The following is a 19,417-nucleotide window of genomic DNA, read 5'->3' as shown; positions in this document are numbered from 1 at the left end:
AACGACTGGCGCGCGATCGCTGAAAACGTTTGCCGGCAAGGCGCAGGGGCAAAAAAACCCCGGCCACAGGGGGACCGTGACCGGGGCGGAAACACATCCTCTCTATGGCACGAGGGTTGGATGCGCGCGCAGTATATTTCGGTTCATGACAATTCGAATCGGCGTTAAACGGCCGTTTTTGGTGCCAATTTAAAAATGCCGGCGGCGCGGCGCCCGTCGTGATCGTTCTGAAAGAATTTGCGTGAGAAAGGTGTCGTTGTTTAGCGCGTTTCGGCAGCCGGAACGATGGCGGGCGGCGGGCGGCTCGCGGCGGCTGGCCCCGCGACGCGTGCCGCGCGATCGGCGGGCGACCGCCCGGCGCCCGGTCAGTCCGGCGCGCCGGCCGCATCGCGCACGGCCGCGAGAAACCGTTCGACGACGGGTGACGGTGTCGCGGCGGCGGCGTCGAACACGAACTCGATGTCGAAGCGGCTTGCGAGTTCGTCGAGCGCGACGAGCCGAACCGTGCGCGGGCAGGTCGGCGATGCGCTTTCCGGCACGAATGCGCAGCCCATCCCGGCCGCGACGAGGCCGATCAGTGTCGGGATATCGCTGCCGATCTGTGCGATGCGCGGCGTGAAGCCGGCCTGCTGGCACTGCGCCATCACGAACCGGTGGTGCGCGGCGGAGCGCTGCGCGTCGAACCAGACGAACGGCTCGTTCGCGACGTCGGCCAGCGTGCGCGGTGCGGTGAAGCGTTTGCCCGGCGGCGCGGGCATCGCGAGCACGAAGCGGTCGCTCAGCAGCCGCACGCCCGACAGGTGCGGCGCCTCGTCACGACGCCACGCCATGATGCCGCCATCGAGCTGGCCGCGTGTCAGCGCGCTCGCCTGTTCGGCCGACAGCATCGGCACGATCGACAGCTTCACGTCCGGGCACGCGTCGCGAAACGCCTTGAGGACGTTCGCGACGATCGGCAGCGGCAGGCAGTTCGGCAGTGCGCCGAGCCGCAACTCGCCGAGCTGGCCGGCCGCGCTGCGCAACGCTCGCTCGCGGCTGTCCTGCAGCGCCGCGAGCAGCCCGGTTGCATCCTGCAGGAAGCTCGCGCCGGCTGCCGTGAGCGTGACGCCCGTCGTACGGCGGACCAGCAGCGGGGTGCCGATGGCGTCCTCGAGTTCGCGGATCTGCCGCGACAGCGCAGGCTGGACGATGCCGGCCGCGCGGGCGCCGGCCATCACGCTGCCGGCTTGCGCGACGGCCACGAAGTAACGCAGGTGACGCAGTTCGATCTGGCGCATGCAGTGTCCGTTCCGGTTCGAAGATATGCCTGGAAAGCATAACAAACATCATTCGATGGTATTGGAAAGCATGGCTGGCGTGCCGTACGATGGCCTTCGTTGCCGTGCTTGCGCAGCGAGCCGCGTGCGTTTCCACCGTTCCCCCTGTTCCCATTGGTCCCGTCCCATGCCGCTTCATATCCCCACTCCCTATGTCCGCTCGCAAATCGCGTCCCGCCGGCTCGGCAAGACCATCCGGCTGAAGCTCGAGGCGTTGCAGCCGTCGGGCTCGTTCAAGCTGCGCGGCGTCGGCGCCGTCTGCGAAGCGCGGCATGCGGCCGGCGCCCGGCGGTTCGTGTCGTCGTCGGGCGGCAACGCGGGCATCGCCGTCGCGTATTGCGGCCGCGAACTGGGTGTGCCGGTGAGCGTCGTCGTGCCGGAAAGCACGTCGGCACGTGCGCGCGAGCTGATTCGGATCGAAGGGGCGGAACTGGTCGTGCACGGCGCGAGCTGGGCCGAGGCGAACGCGTTCGCCCAATCGGCGCTCGGCGAGCACGACGCATTCGTGCATCCGTTCGACGACCGCGTGCTGTGGCAGGGTCACGCGACGATGATCGACGAGATGGCCGCGGCCGGTCCGAAGCCGGACGCGGTCGTGCTCGCGGTCGGCGGCGGCGGGCTGCTGTGCGGCGTGCTCGAGGGGCTGGCGCGCAACGGCTGGCACGACGTGCCGGTGGTCGCGGCCGAAACGGAAGGCGCCGACTGTTATGCGCGCTCGCTCGCGGAGGGACGCCCCGTCGTGTTGCCGGCGATCACGAGCGTCGCGACGTCGCTCGGCGCGAAGCAGCCGTGCGACGCGGCGCTCGAATGGGCCACGCGGCACGCGATCCAGCCGGTCGTCGTGTCCGATGCCGACGCGGTGGCCGCGTCGCTGCGCTTTCTGGACGAACACCGGATCGTCGTCGAGCCCGCTTGCGGCGCCGCGCTGACCGCGCTCGAGCGGACGGTTCCCGTGCTCGCCTCGGCGACGGAGGTTGCCGTGATCGTCTGCGGCGGCGTGACGACCACCGTCGAGCAACTGCAGACGCTGCACGCGACGTTACGGTGAGCCGGGCGGCTGGTGCGGGCGGGCCTGCGGGGCGACGGTCGATGTGGGTGGTCGCAGGCGCCGGCAGCACTTGATCCGCAGGGCGGCATTCATGCAATGACGGCTGCCACGCTGGCGGCCGGCTGCCGTCAGGGCGGGAAATCCGGTGGAGGCGCGTGACGGGGAAGGGTACGTATCGTCGTGCCGAGCCTGATGCGGCCGGGCGCGACGATACGGGTGCCGGTCAGTTCGCGGCGGGTGCGGAGGATGCGACCGGGGTGCCGGCGGCAGGTGCGGGCGATCCGCTTGAGGGCGCAGATGCCGATGCGGGGGCCGAAGTCGCGGTCGCGGCCGGCGCCGTGGCGGCAGGAGGCGATGCCGGGCTGGAGACAGATACAGAGGCGGGTGCGGGTGCCAACGCCGATGCAGGCGTCAACGCGGAGACTGGAGCCGGTGCAGGTGTCGATGAGGCGACTGGTGCTGAAGCCGGTGCAAGAGTCGACGTGGCAACGGGAGCCGTAGCCGGTGCAAGAGTCGACGTGGCAACGGGAGCCGCAGCCGGTGCAAGAGTCGATGTGGCAACGGGAGTCGAAGCCGGTGCAGGTGTCGACGTGGCAACGGGAGCCGCAGCCGGTGCAAGAGTCGACGTGGCAACGGGGGCCGAAGCCGGTGCATGCGTCGCCGTGGCAACCGGAGCCGAAGCCGGCGCGGGCGTCGGCGCGGCGACGGGCGCCGAAACCGCTCCCGCCGGCGCCGCACCGCCCGTCGCGGTAGGCACGGCGCTCGCGCCCGATGCCGGCGCGGCACCCGGCGCCGAAAGCGGCACGGGTGCGGCAGGCGGCGTCGGCACGACCGGCGTCGTCATCTTGATCGGCTCGCCTTGCGGCGTCGGCGCGGGCTCGGGCAGCGGTGCGACGGCTTCCTTTTCGGCCTGCTTGACGGTGGCGCGATCGCGCCGGGCCGGATCGATCTTCAGGAAATGGTCGACGAGGTTGAAGAAGCGCTCATAGAACACGCCGGCGGGAATCGTCTCGCTCGCGGTCTTGACGAGCGCATCGTCGCTCGACCCGATTGGCAGCGACAGCGAGCCGAACAGGCTGAGGCCGACGCTGGCCGACGTATTCGATTTCTTCAGCGTGTAGCGGTCCTGCACCGCGTTCACGTACGCGATGCTCGACGAGCCGTCCGCGTTCGCGTCCGCGCACACGACGTGAAACTCGATCACGACGTGCATGTCGTTGTTCGGCTGGAAATTCTTGCTGCCGTCGACCGCGTCGTTGCGTGACGACGACGCCACATAGCCCTGGCTCAGCAGCGCGCGCCGCGCGGCCTCGCAGGTCGCGTCGGACTTCGAATGGAACGTGTGCGCGTACGGGCTGCTGGTCGCGTCGAACTGCTCCTGCTGGTAGATCGGCTTGGGCGGCGACGAGCACGCTGCCAGCACGGTCGCGGCCGCGAGCGCGCACGAAGCGGAAAACAGGCGAAATCGGTTGTGCATGGCGTCTTTCAGAAGGCTCGGCGAGATGCCGCGCAAGGGGAGGCGCCCGGGTGGTGCGCGCGCAAATCTCGGATGGCCGGGGCGTCATTATAGTTTCGTTTGATGTCGCGCTCGCTTCAGTCGGCCGGCGCGGGGCGAGCCGCGGCCAGCAACTGCGAGGTGAGCGGATGATGCTCGCCGCGCCGTGAGCGGATCGCGTGAATTTCCTCGGTCACGTCGCCCGCGCGCCCGAGCCGCCGAAGGCCGCGCAGCAGCGACGCGTCGTTCGCGCCGAGTTCGCTCAGCGGAAACACGCCGAGGCCGCGCGCCGCGAATACGGCCATCAGTGCGCTGTCCTCGAACTCGCCGGCCACGCGCGGCACGATCCGTTCGCTTTCGAGCCATTGATCGAGGCGCGCGCGCAGTGCCGAATGCGCGGTCGGCAGCAGCACGGGCAGGTCGGCCAGGCACTGCGGGAAGCGCTGCCGCGCGGCCGGCGTCACGAGTGCCGCCGGCCCGTACCAGTCGACCGGCGACGCGACCAGCCGCTCGCTCGTCACGCGCAGGTTCGAGCCCGACGGCGCGCCCTGGCCGGCCAGCACGAGATCGAGATGATGCAGCGCCAGCTCCGCGAGCAGCGCGTCGTGCTCGCCCTCGTGGCACAGCAGCCGCAGCGTGGGCGTATCGAGTACCGGCGCGAGGATCGCGTGGGCGGCGAGCTTGGAGATGCCGTCCGCGAGGCCGACCGCGAGCCGCACGGTCGGCCGGCTGGCCGCCGCGCGGACTTCGTCGGGAATCAGCCGCCCCATCTCGAAGATCGCCTCCGCGCGCGCGAACGCGGCCTGGCCGGCGTCGGTCATCGCGACGCCGCGCCCGGCGGGGCGCAGCAACTGGTGCCCGAGCGCCTTCTCGAGCTCGCGCACCTGTGCGCTGATCGTCTGCACGGCCATGTCGAGCCGTCCGGCCGCGCGCGCGAAGCCGCCTTCCTTCACGACGACCCAGAAATAGTACAGATGCCGGAAATTGAGCATGGAATCGTTTACTTCGTAAAAACCGAACCTAAGATCAGATTCTCTCTGATTTTTCCGAAGTTCGGGGCGGCATATCATCTGGCTTTCCACTTTCGTATCGGCCCATTTCATGGACTACCTGCTGACGCTTGCCGCCGACCCCGCCGTCTGGGCCGCGCTCCTGACGCTCGTCGTGATGGAAGTCGTGCTCGGCATCGACAACCTGATCTTCATCTCGATCCTCAGCAACAAGCTGCCCGAAGCGCAGCGCGCCCGCACGCAGCGCCTCGGCATCGCGCTCGCGCTGGTGATGCGCCTCGCGCTGCTCGGCAGCGTCGCGTGGATCGCGAGCCTCACCGAACCGGTGTTCACGGCCTTCGACCATGCGTTCTCGTGGCGCGACATGATCCTGCTGTCGGGCGGCCTGTTCCTCGTCTGGAAGGCGACCACCGAGATCCATCACCACGTGGCGCACGACGGCGACGGCGCGAGCGGTGCCGGCGGTGCGGCCGGCCTGACGGTGTGGGCTGCGATCGGCCAGATCGTGATGCTCGACATCGTGTTCTCGATCGACAGCATCGTGACCGCGATCGGCATGACCGAGCACGTCCCGATCATGTTCGTCGCGGTGATCGTCGCGGTGGCCGTGATGCTGTTCGCTGCCCAGCCGCTCGCACGCTTCATCGACCGGAACCCGACCATCGTGATGCTTGCGTTGTCGTTCCTCGTCGTGATCGGCATGACGCTGATTGCCGAAGGTTTCGGTTCGCACGTGCCGAAGGGCTATATCTACGCGGCAATGGCGTTCTCGGCCTTCGTCGAGGGGATGAACATGCTGGCGCGGCGCGCGAAGGCGAAGCGCGCGGCGCGGGTGGAGGGCGACTAAGCCATCGTGTGCGATGCGGGCCGCTGCGGCGGCCGGCTCGCACGTATTCAAGTGGAATTTTTAAGGAATCCATACGGAAAGGAGAAGTGCAATGAAATGCCCAGTCTGCAAGACGCCCGACCTGCTGATGGCCGAGCGCCAGTCGATCGAGATCGACTACTGTCCGACGTGCCGCGGTGTGTGGCTCGATCGCGGCGAACTCGACAAGCTGATCGCCGGCGAGACCGGCGACGCGCCGGCGCGGCGCGATATGGCGCCGGCGCAGCACGATGCGCACACGCCGCGCGGCCACGACGACAGTTGGGGGCGCGACGGCCGCGCGCACGACGATCGCTACCGGCACGACGGCCAGCGTCGCAAGAAGTCGGTGTTCGACCTGTTCGATTTCGATTGACCGCGGCGTCGCTTCCCGCGCCGGCACCAGGCACGCGCCGTCCAACGGGGCTGCGGTGCCGGAGAAGGCCGGGAGACGCGGCGCGGCCGGCCGAAAAATACCTGTTCAAATTTCGGTTGTGAGGCGATCGGCCGGGCAACGATACTTGCGCCATGTTCACGCGAGGTGTTCCATGAATTTTGCCCGGCTTCATCAACAAACCGAACCGCTGCTGCTCGCCAACGTCTGGGATGCGGCCAGCGCCCGTGCCGCGGAAGCCGCGGGGTATGCGGCGATCGGGACCTCCAGCGCCGCCATGGCCGAGTTGCTCGGCCATGCAGACGGCGAGGGTATCGCCTTTGCCGAATTGAAGGCGCTGGTCGCGCGTGTGCGATCGGTATCCGGCCTGCCGCTGTCCGTCGATGTCGAGGCCGGCTATGGCGCGACGCCCGAGGCCGTGGTGGACAATCTGCGCGAGCTGGCCGCGCTGGGCGTGGCCGGCGTCAACCTGGAGGATAGTGTCGTGCGCGAAGGCCGTCGCACGCTGGTGGATACCGATACCTTTGCGCGGCGCCTGCACGATATCCATGCCGGCTTGCGGGCGGCCGGCATCGGGCTGTTCCTCAACGTCCGCACCGATACCTTTCTGCTGGGCGTGGCCCATGCGCGCGAGGAAGCCGTTTCACGCGGCCGGCGCTATGCCCTGAGCGGAGCGGACGGCCTTTTTGTTCCCTGTGTGACCGACGAAGCCGATATCGCCGCGATTGCGGCCGGCGTCCCGCTTCCGTTGAACGTGATGTGCATGCCTGATCTGCCGCCGTTCGAGCGGCTGGCGGCGCTGGGCGTCAAGCGCATCAGCATGGGCAATTTCCTGCACCGGCGGATGCACCAGGTGCTGCAGCAACTGCTCGTCGACGTGCGCGCCGGTCAATCCTTCCAGCCGGTGTTCGCGCATGCTGGTGACTGACGCCGGGCGGATCGACGCCTACTATCGCGCGCTGGTCGAACGGGCGGCGGATCACGTCGGCATTTTCTACGTCGGGGTGAAGACCACCGGCGTGTTCTGCATCGCGACCTGCCGGGCGCGCAAGCCCAAACGCGAGAACGTCGTGTTCTACACGGACCTCAAGGAAACGCTCGATGCCGGCTACCGGCCCTGCAAGGTCTGCAAGCCGACCGAGAACGCCCACGCCGCGCCGCCCGAGGTGGCCGAGGCCATCGACTGGGTGCGTGCGCATCCGAAAGAGCGCGTGACCGATGAGCTTCTCCGGCAGCGCGGGCTCGCGCCGGAACGCATCCGCCGCTGGTTTCACCGGCATTACGGGATGAGTTTCCAGGCGTTCCAGCGTTCGCTGCGAATCAATACGGCGCTCGAGGAACTGAAGGCCGGCCGCCGGGCCACCGACGTCGCGCTCGACAGCGGCTACGATTCGCTGAGCGGTTTCGGCTATACCTGCAGGAAACTGACGGGGCGCGCGCCGACCGGGGCCGCGAACGTGGTGCTCGTGCATCGCTTCACCACGCCCCTGGGGCCGATGTTCGTGTGTGCGAGCGAGCGTGGCGCATGCCTGCTCGAGTTTGTCGACCGGCGCATGCTGGAGACCGAATTCAGGGATCTCCAGCGACTGTTGCACGCACGCATCCTCGCGGGAGAAAACGCGCATACGCGTCAGGCCGAACGTGAAATCGGCGAGTATTTCGCCGGTGTGCGCAAGCGGTTCGATCTGGCGCTGGACACGCCCGGCAGCCCGTTTCAGCAGTCGGTATGGCAGGCCCTGCGTGCGATTCCCTATGGCGGTACGGCGAGCTACGGCGAACAGGCGGAGCAGCTCGGCCATCCCCGTGCGGTGCGGGCAGTCGCGCGTGCCAACGGCGCGAACCGGGTGGCGATCGTCATACCGTGTCACCGGGTGCTGGGGCGGGACGGGACGCTGACAGGCTATGGCGGCGGGCTGGCCCGCAAGCAGTGGCTGCTCGAGCATGAGCGGCGCCACGCGTAGCGGCGTCGGCAGTCCGATGGGCCCCGGATCGGAACCGGAGCGGCCGGCCTTGCCGGTGGCATGCCCGCGCGGACGAGCGGGCAACCGGCATGCCCCGTCGCGCATCGCGGTGATGTCGCCGATACACCATGCCCCACCGACGACGTCCGGCGGGGCATTTTCATGCGGAGCGGGGAGATGGCTGCGCGCGCTTACGCGTTGCCGGCCGTCACGTCGATGCGGCGCGGACGCGTTTCCTCGCGGCGCGGAATCGTCACGGTCAGCACGCCGTCGCGCAGGTTCGCATCGATCCGCGACGTGTCGAGGTCGGGGCTCAGCACGAACGACCGTGCATAACGCGTCGCGCGGACTTCGGCGTGACGGACGCGCAGGTCGGCCGGCGTGTCGAGGTGCGTGTCGGCTTCGATCGTCAGCGTGTTGTCGTGCACCTTCACGTCGAGGTTCTCGCGCGGCACGCCGGGCAGGTCGGCCCGCAGCGTGACGCCGAGTGCGTTCTCGACGATGTCGACGGCCGGCGTGATCGTGGGCCGGCGCGCGGCTTCGGCGGCGGCGGAGTGAACGACGTTCGGGCGGCGTTCGGCCAGGGTCGGGTTCGTATTCATGTCGGTATCCTGAATATTATTGAACGGTAATCGAATGCGGCTTCGATGCCTCGCGCCGGCCGACGCGGATCAGCAGGCAGCCGTTTTCATAGCGGGCGCTGACCTGGTCGGGGTCCGCATCCCGCGGCAGCTCGACGACACGGCGGAACGCGCCGTGAAAGCGCTCCTGTGCATACGTGCGCAGATCGTCGCCTTCGCCGCGCGGCGCGGGCTTGCGCTCGCCGCTGATCGTCAGCAGGTCCTTGTCGATCGACACGTCGAAATCGGCCGCGGCCATGCCGGGCGCGAACGCGACGATCTCGATGGCCTCGTCGGTGGCGCCGACGTTGAGCGCGGGAAAGGCACCGGGCCGCACCGCGCGGATGCCGGACGGGCGGTCGCCGAGCAGGTTCGCCACCTGCCGCTGCACGCGGGCGAATTCGTCGAACAGGTCGTTGCCGAAATGGATACCGCTCATGTTGGTCCTCCTGAACAGGGAACGCGGGAGACGTGACGGCGCGACGCCTGCGGCGGGCGCGACGGTGACTCCACGGGGTCGATACGGGGGCGGCGCGTGGCATGACGCACTGCCCGACGCCCTGTAATTAGTGGCCGCCGCGACGCATTTCAAGAGGGCATGTGCAATCTGCGTCAATGCATCCGCGCGGGATTCGATGCGACAATCGCCGCCGCACCATCCGCAGACCAACTACACGGGACAACCATGGACATTCGACGCATCGCGATCGTCGGCGCCGGCGTGATCGGCGCGAGCTGGGCAGCTTTCTATCTGACGCAGGGCTTCGACGTCGTCGCGACGGATCCGGCACCGCAGGCCGACGCGCGGCTGCGCGACGCGCTGGCCGCGTTTCTGGGCGAGCGGGCGGCGGGGCTGTCCGCGCGGCTGTCGTTCGACGCCGATCTGGCGCGCGCGCTCGACGGTGTCGACTTCGTGCAGGAGAACGGCCCGGAGCGGCTCGATCTGAAGCGTGAGCTGTACCGGCAGATGGATGACGTGCTGCCCGCGCACGTGCCGATCGCGTCGAGTTCGTCGGGCCTGAAAATGTCGGACATCCAGACCGCGTGCGCGAAGCATCCCGAACGGTGCCTGATCGCGCATCCGTTCAATCCGCCGCACCTGATTCCGCTCGTCGAGCTGGTCGGCGGAGACGCAACCGGCCGGGACGTGATTGCGCGCGTGAAGGCGTTCTACGATGCGCTCGGCAAGCAGACGATCGTCCTCAACAAGGAGATGACCGGGCACGTCGCGAACCGGCTGGCGGCCGCGCTGTTCCGCGAGGTGTATCACCTCGTCGGCGAAGGCGTCGTGAGTGTCGCCGATGCGGACAAGGCCGTCGCATGGGGCCCCGGCCTGCGCTGGGGGCTGATGGGGCAGTGCCTGACCTATCACCTCGGCGGCGGCGCGGGCGGGATCGCGCACTTTCTCGAGCACCTGTCGGGGCCGATCACGAGCTGGTGGGACGACCTCGGCACGCCGTCGTTCGATCCGGCCGTCGATCGCCAGCTGAACGACGAATTGCACACGATCCAGGGCGAGCGGTCGATGCAGGAACTCGCGGCCGAGCGCGACCGGCTGCTCGTCGAGCTGATCGACGCGCGGCGGCGCAGCTTCCTGCCCTGATCGAGCCGCAGCGCAGCGACCCGGCGAGCCTGCGGCTGCTTACTGCTGCGCCGCCGTTTGCGGTGCCTGCGGCGCCTGTGCGAGCCACGGGGGATTCTCGGCCTGCACGAGTTCGCGGTTGCGCGCGCGTGTCGCGTCGCTCGGCGGATAGTTGCCGTCGTTCGTCGGCAGTTCGCCGTTCAGATAGGCCTGCTTGAGCTGGTCGATGACTTGCGCGCGGGTCAGTCCCTGCTCGGGCGCCGCGGCGTCGGTCGTCTGGGCGAAGGCGGGGGAAAGCAGCGCGGCGGCGGCGGTCGCGACGGCGAATCGCAAGATGTTCATGGCGTACTCCGGTCAATGGAACGAGGCACCGGATGCGCGCGGCGGCGGGCCGTGCGTTCCGATGGGTTCCATTGTCGCGAGCGGGTGCTGCGCGGACGATGACGCGTTCCGGGCAGAGCTGTCAGTTCGCGCGCGGGCGGCGCGCCTGCCGCGGTTACAACTCCGAGGCCGCCGCGATCAGCGTGGCTTCGAGCGCGAGCGTCGAGCGCGACGCGGCCGCCGGCCGGTCGATCACGTATTCGAGTTCGCCGAGTTCGGGCAGCCCCGCGTCGAGCCGCGCGAGCCCGGCCGGGATCACGTAGCCGGCGAACGCGCTGACGCCGAGCCCCGCGCTCGCGGCCGCGCGCAACACCGCGACGCTGCTGCTCACGACCGCGATCCGGTACGGCCGCCCGACGGCCTCGAGCGATTCGAGCACGCGGCGGCGCGACACGCTCGGCTCCGGATGCATCGCGAGCGGCAGCACGGCCTCGTGGCCGGTGATCGGCGAATCGGGGCCCGTGCACCAGTACAGCGGCTCGCTGCGGATCACGCGGCCGCGCCGGCTGCCCGCGATGCGCTTCGCGAACACGAGATCGTGCCGCCCTTCGTCGAGCGCGTCGAACAGGTCGCCCGACAGGCCGGTCGAGATCGCGAGCTCGACTTCCGGGTTGCGCTGCACGAAGCTGGCGAGCGCGGCCGTCAGGTGCGCCGACGCGAAATCCTCCGACATCGCGAGCCGCACCTTGCCCGACAGCGGCGGCCCGCACACCGACGTGACGGCTTCGTCCATCAGCTCGAGGATGCGCACCGCGTAGCGGAACAGCGCGTCGCCGTGCCGCGACAGGTGCACGTTGCGCGTATCGCGCTCGAAGAGCGGCCGGTCGAGCAGTTCCTCCAGGCGGCGGATGTGCTGGCTGACGGTCGACTGCGACAGGCTCACGCGCTCGGACGCGGCCGTGAAGCTGCCGGACTGGGCGACGGCGACGAAGCTGCGCAGCAGCTCGGGCGGTAACGGACGCATTGCTAAATCCACTGAATCGGTTTCGACAACTTCATAAATGGCCGGAGCGCGCGGCGCTAGTATCGGATCACGCCCCGGTGCGTCCCGCAACGGGGCGCAAGCGGGGCGCGCGGGGCGCGTCGTGCCGGCGGCTGCATCGGTCAGTCTACGGCATCCGGCGTCCGGCCCGAAACCGCATCATTCCATCGACCGCCCGAGAACGCACCCGCACGACGGGCCGCCGGGCAGCGGCGCACCGCCGCAGGAGACAGTCCGCGCACGGGATCGGCGTGCCGGCCCGGTTCCTGCACGCGTCCGGCGCCCGTCACGAAGAGACTGGAGACGACTCATGATCATCTACGGAACCGCGCTGCTGGCGTTCTGCCATCTGGCCGGGCTGTTCCTCGGCGACCTGCTGGGCAGCGCGATCGGCGTGAAGACCAACGTCGGCGGCGTCGGCATCGCGATGTTGCTGCTGATCTGCCTGCGCCTGTGGCTGCACCGCCGCGGCTGGCTGCCGAAGGAGACCGAGGCGGGCGTCGGCTTCTGGGGCGCGATGTACATTCCGGTCGTCGTCGCGATGGCCGCGAACCAGAACGTCGTCGCCGCGCTGAAGGGCGGGCCGGTCGCGCTGCTGGCCGCCGTCGGCGCGGTCGCGATCTGCGCCTGCTGCATCGCGGTACTCGTGCGCACCGGGCGCGACGACACGGCCTTCGCGGGCGTGCCGCAATTCGACGAACAATGACGGAGGCCGCCATGCTGCAGATGCTCGAAAAAACCGTCGCCCACAACGGGCTCGTCGCGTCGTTCGCGCTGGTCGGCCTGATCATGTGGCTGTCGTCGATCGCGTCGCGCAAGCTCACGTTCGGCCGCGTGCACGGCTCCGCGATCGCGATCGTGATCGGTCTTGCGCTCGCGTATGCCGGCGGCGCGTTCACCGGCGGCGAGAAAGGGATCGCCGACGTGCCGCTGTTCGCGGGCGTCGGCCTGATGGGCGGCGCGATGCTGCGCGATTTCGCGATCGTCGCGACTGCGTTCGAAGTGCAGCCGGCCGAGGCGCGCAAGGCCGGGCTCGTCGGCGTGGTGTCGCTGCTGCTCGGCACCGTGCTGCCGTTCATCGTCGGTGCGTGCATCGCGCGCGCGTTCGGCTACACCGACGCGGTCAGCATGACGACCATCGGCGCGGGCGCCGTCACCTACATCGTCGGGCCCGTCACGGGCGCGGCGATCGGCGCAAGCTCCGACGTGATCGCGCTCAGCATCGCGACCGGGCTCGTGAAGGCGATCATCGTGATGGTCGGCACGCCGGTCGCGGCCGGCTTCATGGGCCTGAAGACGCCGCGTTCCGCGATGATCTTCGGCGGCCTGGCCGGCACCGTCAGCGGCGTGAGCGCGGGCCTTGCCGCGACCGATCGCCGGCTCGTCCCGTACGGCGCGCTGGTCGCGACGTTCCACACCGGCGTGGGCTGCCTGCTCGGCCCGTCGGTGCTGTTCTTCACGACGCGCGCGCTGGTCGGCGGATAGGCCGGCGCGGGTCGGCCCGCGCGCGGGCCGCATCCATCGCGGCGTCCTCTGAGTCACATTCGTCAACATCATCAATCGGCGGCGGCGTCAGGCTTAGAATGCCGCTGAACCATCGAAGCGGGAGAACTGTTCATGACGGGATGGAATCACGCGCGTCAGGCGCGCGATGCACGCCTCGCAGCCGGCGCGGCGCATGCGCAAGGCAAGCGGGTCGATGCGCGCGACGCCGTCGCGCTGCTCGAAGCGGTGCTGCGGCCCGGCGACCGCGTGTGCCTCGAAGGCGACAACCAGAAGCAGGCCGACCTGCTCGCGACGGCGCTTGCCGACGTCGACAGCGCGAAGATCCACGATCTGCACATGGTGCAGTCGGGCGTCGTGCTGCCCGAGCATCTCGACGTGTTCGAGCGCGGCATCGCGAAGCGTCTCGACTTCGCGTATTCGGGCCCCCAGTCGCAGCGGATCGCGAAGCTGCTGTTCGGCGGCAGGATCGCGCTCGGCGCGGTGCATACCTATCTCGAGCTGTTCGCGCGCTACTTCATCGACCTCACGCCGCAGGTCGCGCTGATCGCGGCGGTCAGCGCCGATCGCGACGGCAACCTGTACACGGGGCCGAACACCGAGGACACGCCGACCGTCGTCGAGGCCACCGCATTCAAGGACGGCATCGTGATCGCGCAGGTCGACCGCATCGTCGACAAGGTGCCGCGCGTCGACATTCCCGGCGATCGCGTGCATTTCGTCGTCGAGGCCGGCCGGCCGTTCTACGTCGAGCCGCTGTTCACGCGCGATCCGGCCGCGATCACCGAAACGCAGATCCTCACCGCGATGCTCGCGATCAAGGGCATCTACGAGCCGTACGGCATCCGGCGGCTGAACCACGGGATCGGTTTCAACACCGCCGCGATCGAGCTGCTGCTGCCGACCTACGGCGAGAAGCTCGGGCTGAAGGGCAAGGTCTGCACGCACTGGGCGCTCAATCCGCACCCGACGCTGATTCCCGCGATCGAGTCGGGCTGGGTCGAGCAGATCCATTGCTTCGGCTCCGAGGTCGGGATGGACGACTACATTCGCGCGCGCTCCGACGTGTGGTTCACGGGCCCCGACGGCTCGCTGCGTTCGAACCGCGCGTTCTGCCAGACGGCCGGCCTCTATGCGTGCGACATGTTCATCGGCTCGACGCTGCAGATCGACCTGTCCGGCCATTCGTCGACGGTCACCGCGGAGCGGATCGCCGGCTTCGGCGGCGCGCCGAACATGGGCAGCGACGCGCGCGGCCGGCGCCATCCGAGCGAGCCGTGGCTGAAGGCCGGCGCGGAAGCCGACCCCGACACGCCGGCGCCGCTCAGGCGCGGCCGCAAGCTCGTGGTGCAGATCGGCGAGACGTTCGGCGACAAGAACGTGCCGATGTTCGTCGAGCAGCTCGATGCGCTGAAGCTCGCCGACAAGCTGCAGCTCGACCTCGCGCCGATCATGGTCTACGGCGACGACGTCACGCACATCGTCACCGAGGAAGGGATCGCGAACCTGCTGATGTGCCGCGACAGGGACGAGCGCGAGCACGCGATCCGCGGCGTGGCCGGCTATACGGAGATCGGCCGCGGCCGCGACCGGAAGATGGTCGAGCGGTTGCGCGCGCGCGGCGTGATCCGCCGCCCGGAGGATCTCGGCATCGATCCGCTCGACGCCGATCGCCGCTGGCTCGCCGCGCGCTCGATCAAGGATCTCGTGCACTGGTCGGGCGGGCTCTACGCGCCGCCGGCCCGGTTCCGCAACTGGTAAGGAAGAGGGCATGGAACAGTTGAACTATCGCTTCACCGCGCGCGAACGCGCGAAGGGCGGGCAGGCCGTGGCGCTCGTCGGCGTGGTCGCGTCCGGCAATCTCGAGGTGCTCGTCGAGCGTGTGCTGCCCGGCAACGAATGCGAGATCGACATTCGCACCGCGGCGGTCGGCTTCGGCGCGGTATGGCAGGCCGTCGTGGCGGATTTCGTCGAGCGGCGCACGCCGGGCGGCCTGAAGCTGTCGATCAACGACGGCGGCGCGCGCCCCGACATGGTGTCGCTGCGCCTCGCGCAGGCCGTGCGCGCCATCGAGGGGGACGCATGATGAGCGACGCGATCCACGACGCGCCGGCGTTCGTCGCGAACGGCGCGAGCTGGTACGAGGCGTCGGCGCGGCAGCGCATCGACGGGCTGCTCGACGCGGGCAGCTTCAGCGAATTCCTCGGGCCGGCCGAGCGCGTGACGAGCCCGCACCTGCCGCTGTTCGACCTGCCGCAGCAGTTCGACGACGGAATGGTGGTCGGCCACGGCCGGCTCGACGGCCGCCCGGTGTTCGTCGCCGCGCAGGAAGGCCGCTTCATGGGCGGCGCGTTCGGCGAAGTGCACGGCGCGAAGCTCACGGGGCTGCTGCGGGCCGCGCGCGACGCCGGCAAGCCGGTGCTGATCCTGTTCGATACGGGCGGCGTGCGGCTGCAGGAAGCGAACGCGGGCGAGCTCGCGATCGCCGAGATCATGCGTGCGCTCGTCGACGCGCGGGCGGCCGGCGTGCCGGTGATCGGGCTGGTCGGCGGACGCGCGGGCTGCTACGGCGGCGGCGGACTGCTTGCCGCGTGCTGTTCGGCGCTCGCGGTATCGGAGCAGGGGCGCATCAGCGTGTCGGGCCCCGAAGTGATCGAGACCAATCGCGGCGTCGAGGAATTCGACGCGAAGGACCGAGCGTTGATCTGGCGCACGATGGGCGGCAAGCACCGGCGGCTGACGGGCGGCGTCGACCGCTATGTCGCCGACACGCCCGATGCGTTCCGCGCGGCGGCGCTCGAGCTGATCGGCCGCGCGCCGCGGTTCGACGCGGCGATGCTGCGCGCGGAACAGGCGCGTCTCGAAGCGCGCGTCGAGCGGTTCGGCGGATGCGCGGACGCGCTCGACGTGTGGCGCGCGCTCGGCGCATCCGCGCCGGAAGCGATTCCGGGCATGCCGGACGACGCGTTCGCCGCGCTTGCCGACCAACTGCAGGAGCCCAAGCATGACGCTCGATGAAGTCCTGACCTCGCTGTTTCCCCACGGCCATTCGATCGCGCGCGCCGGCGGGCTGCTGACCGGCCACGCGGAACTCGCCGGCACGCGGGTCGACGTGATCGGCGTCGCCGAGCGCTTGCCGTTCGGCATCGACGAGGCGCTGACCCTCGCGTCGCACGTGCTCGGCACGATCGAGCGCGGCGCGGCGACGCCGATCCTCGTACTCGTCGACAGCGACAGCCAGCGGATGAGCAAGCGCGACGAACTGCTCGGCTTGAACGAGGGGCTGTCGCATCTCGCGAAGTGCCTGATGCACGCCGATCTCGCCGGGCACCGGACGATCGGCGTGCTGTACGGGCACACGGCCGCGGGCGCGTTCATCGCGACCGCGCTCGCGACGCGCACGCTGCTCGCGGTGCCGGGCGCCGAGCCGGAAGTGATGGACCTGCCGTCGATGTCGCGCGTGACGAAGCTGCCGATCGACGTGCTGACGGCGATGTCGCGCTCGACCCCGGTATTCGCGCCGGGGCTCGACAATCTCGTGCAGATGGGCGCCGTCGACGCCGTGCTCGATCCGGCGCGCGGGCTCGATGCGCAGGTTGGCGAATGGCTCGGCAAGCCGCTCGAGCGCGTCGATCGACGCGCGGCGCGCGGCCGGCCGGTCGCGACCGAGGTCGCACGGCGCGTCGAGGCGCTCGCGCGTGCCGCAGGCTGACATGCCGCTGCGCCGCCACACGCTCGTCACGTTGACGTCGGCGGGGTGGGACGCGGCGTTCGCGCGCGACCCCGCGCTTGCGGCCGATCCGCGCGTGCGGGCGTGGGCCGCGCGCGGCTGGCCGCTGATCGTGCGCCGCGCATCGCCCGACGAGGTCGAGGCCGGCCGCGTGCCGCTCGGGTTGCCGCTGCCGCCTTCCGCGGGCAAGCGGCGTATCGCGCTGAACGCGGCCGCCGACGCGCTCGCGACGATCGGCCCGCTGCCCGCGCCGGCCGACGTGCTGGCCGTCGCGCCCGACGCGTGGCGCGCATCGCTGCGCGCGCTCGACGCGCTCGGCGTGCGTTGCGGCGTGCAGGGCCGCGTGTTCGGCAGCCTCGCGTGGCAGGCGCTGACGGGCGAGACGTACCTTGGCGCGGCATCCGATCTCGACATCGTGTTTCCGTTGCCGGACGCCGCGTCGATTGCGCCGCTGCTCGACGGCCTCGCGGCGATCGACGCGGGTGCGCCGATGCGCATCGACGGCGAACTGCTGCGCGCCGACGGCGCGGGGGTCAACTGGCGCGAACTGCATGCGCGCCAGCCCGAAGTCGCGGTCAAGACCGCGAGCGCCGTCGAACTGATGCCGGCCGGCGCATTCACCGGAGGCGCGCGATGAGCGCATCGGCTGCCCGGCGCGTCGCGGCGCCGTCCGACGCCGAGCGTATCGCCGGGCTGGCCGAGCGCTGTCTCGTGCTCGAGATCGAGACCTATCCGAAGCCGGGGCTCGTCAGTCACGTCGACACAGGCAGTCATTCGGACATGGATGCCGCGACGTTCGCCCGCAGCGCCGCCGCGTTGCGCCCGTACTTCGCCGAGCTGGCCGACGCGGGCGCGCGCGACGCGGACATGGCCGTGCTGCGCAAGATCGGCCTGCGGGCCGAGCACGCGATGCTCGCCGCGACGGGCGGCGTCAACACGCATCGCGGCGCGATCTTCGGGCTCGGGCTGCTGTGCGCGGCCGCGGGCCGGCGTGCGATGCCCGGCGCCGCGCCGGACGGGACGACGCTCGGCGCGTGCGTCGCGCGCCGCTGGGGCGCCGATATCCTGGGCGGCCCGCGCTTGCCAGACAGCCACGGCGAGCGCGCGAGCCGCCGTTACGGCGTCGGCGGCGCGCGTCGCGAGGCGGCCGACGGGTTCACGACCGTGTACGCGGTCGGGGTGCCCGCGCTGCGCCGCGCGAAGCGCGATTTGCCTGACGATCCGGAAGCCGCGCGCGTCGATGCGTGCTTCGCGCTGATTGCCGCGCTCGACGACACGAATCTGCTGCACCGGGGCGGGCAGGCCGGCCTCGACTTCGCGCGGGCGACCGCCCGTGCATTCGTGGCGCGCGGCGGCGTGCGCGCGCGCGACTGGCGGCTGCGCGCGGCCGCCGTGCATCTTGCGTTCGTCGCGCGGCGGCTGAGCCCGGGCGGCGCGGCCGATCTGCTCGCGATGAGCGTCTTCGTCGATGCGCTCGAAGCCGGCGGGGCGGTGCGATGACGCTGGCCATCCTGTGCTCGGGGCAGGGCGCGCAACGCGCCGACATGTTCGACCTGACCGGCGCCGCGCCGGCGGCCGGCGCGCTGTTCGCGCACGCCGGCCGGCTCCTCGGCGACGATCCGCGCGAGTGGGTCCGGCGAGCCGGGACGGACGCGCTGCACGAAAACCGTGCCGCGCAGATCCTCTGCACGCTCCAGGCGCTCGCGGCCGCCGCGCTGCTCGATGCCGTGTGGCCGCGCCGGCGCTGCGTTGCAGGCTACAGCGTCGGCGAAGTCGCATCGTGGAGCGTCGCGGGGATGATCGGGCCCGAGGACGCGCTCGACCTGGCCGATGCGCGTGCGCGTGCGATGGATGCCGCGAGCGGCGGCGGCGAGCGGATGGTGTTCGTCCGGGGGCTGACCCGCGCGCAGCTCGCGCGGCTGTGCGACGGCCGCGACGCGGCGATCGCGATCGCGAACCCGGGCGACGCGTTCGTGGTGGCCGGGCGGCAGGCCGATGTCGACGCGGTGGGCGACGATGCGGCGCGCGACGGCGCGCTGCGCGTCGCGCCGGTGGGCGTGCGGATCGCGTCGCATACGCGCCTGCTGGCGGCGGCCGTGCCGGGATTCCGCGCGTCGCTCGCCGCAACGCACGTGCGGCGGCCGCTGCCGGGCACGCGGCTGTTTTCCGGCATCGACGGCGCATCGGTGCTCGATGTCGATGCGGGTCTCGACAAGCTCGCGCGGCAGATCGCGGAGCCGGTCGAGTGGGCAGCCTGTCTTGCCGCGTGCGTGGAGGCGGGCGCGACCGCGTTTCTCGAACTCGGCCCCGGCCGCGCGCTCGCCGAGATGGCCGGTGCGGCGTATCCGGCGCTGCCGGCGCGCAGCCTGGCGGATTTTCGTTCGGTCGACGGCGTCGCGAGCTGGCTCGCGCGCGTCGCATCGGGCTGAACGGCGACCGGGACGGCCGCCGTCGCACGCGTTTTCCGCACCGTGTGTTGCGCCCGCGCCGCAGCGCCGCCGCGGGCGCTTGCCACCCGAACTGGCGTCGC

Annotated in this window: 22 protein-coding genes; 15 read left to right on the top strand and 7 right to left on the bottom strand. The window is 70.4% G+C overall.

Going from position 1 to position 19,417, the window contains the following annotated elements; all coding sequences use genetic code 11:
* Positions 1 to 365: 365 nt before the first annotated feature.
* The gene (locus GQ56_RS0123890; RefSeq protein WP_031401036.1) at positions 366 to 1,277 is read right to left on the bottom strand and encodes a LysR family transcriptional regulator; all 912 of its coding nucleotides are present in this window, start codon (positions 1,275 to 1,277) and stop codon (positions 366 to 368) included.
* A gap of 166 nt (positions 1,278 to 1,443) precedes the next feature.
* On the opposite strand from GQ56_RS0123890, the gene GQ56_RS0123885 reads away from it, so the two are divergent.
* Complete coding sequence (locus GQ56_RS0123885) at positions 1,444 to 2,364, top strand: pyridoxal-phosphate dependent enzyme (RefSeq protein WP_031401035.1); 921 nt, start codon at positions 1,444 to 1,446, stop codon at positions 2,362 to 2,364.
* A gap of 223 nt (positions 2,365 to 2,587) precedes the next feature.
* Here the strand turns inward: GQ56_RS0123885 and GQ56_RS0123880 are convergent, their stop codons facing one another.
* On the bottom strand, positions 2,588 to 3,841 hold the full coding sequence (locus tag GQ56_RS0123880) for a DUF2242 domain-containing protein (protein WP_052007322.1): 1,254 nt from the start codon (positions 3,839 to 3,841) through the stop codon (positions 2,588 to 2,590).
* A gap of 116 nt (positions 3,842 to 3,957) precedes the next feature.
* The gene (locus tag GQ56_RS0123875) at positions 3,958 to 4,851 is read right to left on the bottom strand and encodes a LysR family transcriptional regulator (RefSeq protein WP_031401033.1); all 894 of its coding nucleotides are present in this window, start codon (positions 4,849 to 4,851) and stop codon (positions 3,958 to 3,960) included.
* A gap of 109 nt (positions 4,852 to 4,960) precedes the next feature.
* On the opposite strand from GQ56_RS0123875, the gene GQ56_RS0123870 reads away from it, so the two are divergent.
* The 4 genes from GQ56_RS0123870 to GQ56_RS0123855 all read left to right on the top strand — a co-directional run bounded on the left by GQ56_RS0123870 (position 4,961) and on the right by GQ56_RS0123855 (position 8,089).
* The gene (locus GQ56_RS0123870) at positions 4,961 to 5,716 is read left to right on the top strand and encodes a TerC family protein (protein WP_031401032.1); all 756 of its coding nucleotides are present in this window, start codon (positions 4,961 to 4,963) and stop codon (positions 5,714 to 5,716) included.
* A gap of 91 nt (positions 5,717 to 5,807) precedes the next feature.
* Entirely contained in the window at positions 5,808 to 6,110 is a 303-nt protein-coding gene (locus GQ56_RS0123865) for a TFIIB-type zinc ribbon-containing protein (RefSeq protein WP_031401031.1), read from the top strand.
* Positions 6,111 to 6,282: 172 nt separating this feature from the next.
* Complete coding sequence (locus GQ56_RS0123860; RefSeq protein WP_031401030.1) at positions 6,283 to 7,056, top strand: isocitrate lyase/PEP mutase family protein; 774 nt, start codon at positions 6,283 to 6,285, stop codon at positions 7,054 to 7,056.
* Positions 7,043 to 8,089, top strand: coding sequence for a bifunctional transcriptional activator/DNA repair enzyme AdaA (locus GQ56_RS0123855; protein WP_031401029.1), 1,047 nt, complete (start codon positions 7,043 to 7,045; stop codon positions 8,087 to 8,089). Before GQ56_RS0123860 ends, GQ56_RS0123855 begins: the two co-directional genes overlap by 14 nt.
* Positions 8,090 to 8,280: 191 nt before the next feature.
* Here GQ56_RS0123855 and GQ56_RS0123850 read toward each other — a convergent pair whose 3' ends face one another.
* Positions 8,281 to 8,691, bottom strand: a complete 411-nt coding sequence (locus GQ56_RS0123850) for an Hsp20/alpha crystallin family protein (RefSeq protein WP_031401028.1) — start codon at positions 8,689 to 8,691, stop codon at positions 8,281 to 8,283.
* 16 nt (positions 8,692 to 8,707) lie between these two features.
* Entirely contained in the window at positions 8,708 to 9,148 is a 441-nt protein-coding gene (locus GQ56_RS0123845; protein WP_031401027.1) for an Hsp20/alpha crystallin family protein, read from the bottom strand.
* 246 nt (positions 9,149 to 9,394) lie between these two features.
* On the opposite strand from GQ56_RS0123845, the gene GQ56_RS0123840 reads away from it, so the two are divergent.
* On the top strand, positions 9,395 to 10,312 hold the full coding sequence (locus tag GQ56_RS0123840; protein WP_031401026.1) for a 3-hydroxyacyl-CoA dehydrogenase NAD-binding domain-containing protein: 918 nt from the start codon (positions 9,395 to 9,397) through the stop codon (positions 10,310 to 10,312).
* Between the two features lie 39 nt (positions 10,313 to 10,351).
* Here GQ56_RS0123840 and GQ56_RS0123835 read toward each other — a convergent pair whose 3' ends face one another.
* Positions 10,352 to 10,633 (bottom strand): DUF4148 domain-containing protein, encoded by a 282-nt coding sequence (locus GQ56_RS0123835; protein WP_031401025.1) that lies wholly within the window; start codon positions 10,631 to 10,633, stop codon positions 10,352 to 10,354.
* A gap of 154 nt (positions 10,634 to 10,787) precedes the next feature.
* Positions 10,788 to 11,636 carry a LysR substrate-binding domain-containing protein gene (locus tag GQ56_RS0123830; protein ID WP_031401024.1) on the bottom strand — a complete coding sequence of 283 codons (849 nt, stop codon included), beginning with the start codon at positions 11,634 to 11,636 and terminating at the stop codon, positions 10,788 to 10,790.
* A gap of 328 nt (positions 11,637 to 11,964) precedes the next feature.
* On the opposite strand from GQ56_RS0123830, the gene madL reads away from it, so the two are divergent.
* The 9 genes from madL to GQ56_RS0123785 all read left to right on the top strand — a co-directional run bounded on the left by madL (position 11,965) and on the right by GQ56_RS0123785 (position 19,316).
* Positions 11,965 to 12,360 carry a malonate transporter subunit MadL gene (madL, locus tag GQ56_RS0123825; protein WP_031401023.1) on the top strand — a complete coding sequence of 132 codons (396 nt, stop codon included), beginning with the start codon at positions 11,965 to 11,967 and terminating at the stop codon, positions 12,358 to 12,360.
* 11 nt (positions 12,361 to 12,371) lie between these two features.
* Complete coding sequence (gene madM / locus GQ56_RS0123820; RefSeq protein ID WP_031401022.1) at positions 12,372 to 13,139, top strand: malonate transporter subunit MadM; 768 nt, start codon at positions 12,372 to 12,374, stop codon at positions 13,137 to 13,139.
* A gap of 132 nt (positions 13,140 to 13,271) precedes the next feature.
* Positions 13,272 to 14,918 (top strand): malonate decarboxylase subunit alpha, encoded by a 1,647-nt coding sequence (gene mdcA / locus GQ56_RS0123815; protein ID WP_031401021.1) that lies wholly within the window; start codon positions 13,272 to 13,274, stop codon positions 14,916 to 14,918.
* Positions 14,919 to 14,928: 10 nt separating this feature from the next.
* Positions 14,929 to 15,243, top strand: coding sequence for a malonate decarboxylase acyl carrier protein (gene mdcC, locus GQ56_RS0123810; RefSeq protein WP_031401020.1), 315 nt, complete (start codon positions 14,929 to 14,931; stop codon positions 15,241 to 15,243).
* Positions 15,240 to 16,175 carry a biotin-independent malonate decarboxylase subunit beta gene (locus tag GQ56_RS0123805; RefSeq protein WP_031401019.1) on the top strand — a complete coding sequence of 312 codons (936 nt, stop codon included), beginning with the start codon at positions 15,240 to 15,242 and terminating at the stop codon, positions 16,173 to 16,175. Before mdcC ends, GQ56_RS0123805 begins: the two co-directional genes overlap by 4 nt.
* Positions 16,162 to 16,869, top strand: a complete 708-nt coding sequence (mdcE, locus tag GQ56_RS0123800; RefSeq protein WP_031401018.1) for a biotin-independent malonate decarboxylase subunit gamma — start codon at positions 16,162 to 16,164, stop codon at positions 16,867 to 16,869. Before GQ56_RS0123805 ends, mdcE begins: the two co-directional genes overlap by 14 nt.
* Positions 16,856 to 17,524, top strand: a complete 669-nt coding sequence (gene mdcG, locus GQ56_RS0123795) for a malonate decarboxylase holo-[acyl-carrier-protein] synthase (protein WP_031401017.1) — start codon at positions 16,856 to 16,858, stop codon at positions 17,522 to 17,524. Before mdcE ends, mdcG begins: the two co-directional genes overlap by 14 nt.
* Entirely contained in the window at positions 17,521 to 18,387 is an 867-nt protein-coding gene (gene mdcB / locus GQ56_RS0123790; RefSeq protein WP_031401016.1) for a triphosphoribosyl-dephospho-CoA synthase MdcB, read from the top strand. The genes mdcG and mdcB overlap by 4 nt, the downstream gene beginning before the upstream one ends.
* Positions 18,384 to 19,316: an acyltransferase domain-containing protein gene (locus GQ56_RS0123785; RefSeq protein ID WP_031401015.1), complete on the top strand. Its 933-nt coding sequence runs from the start codon at positions 18,384 to 18,386 to the stop codon at positions 19,314 to 19,316. Before mdcB ends, GQ56_RS0123785 begins: the two co-directional genes overlap by 4 nt.
* The last annotated feature ends 101 nt before the right edge of the window (positions 19,317 to 19,417 follow it).

This window comes from Burkholderia paludis (assembly GCF_000732615.1).
In the GTDB taxonomy this organism is placed as follows: domain Bacteria; phylum Pseudomonadota; class Gammaproteobacteria; order Burkholderiales; family Burkholderiaceae; genus Burkholderia; species Burkholderia paludis.
This window is presented reverse-complemented; position numbering and strand designations above follow the sequence as displayed.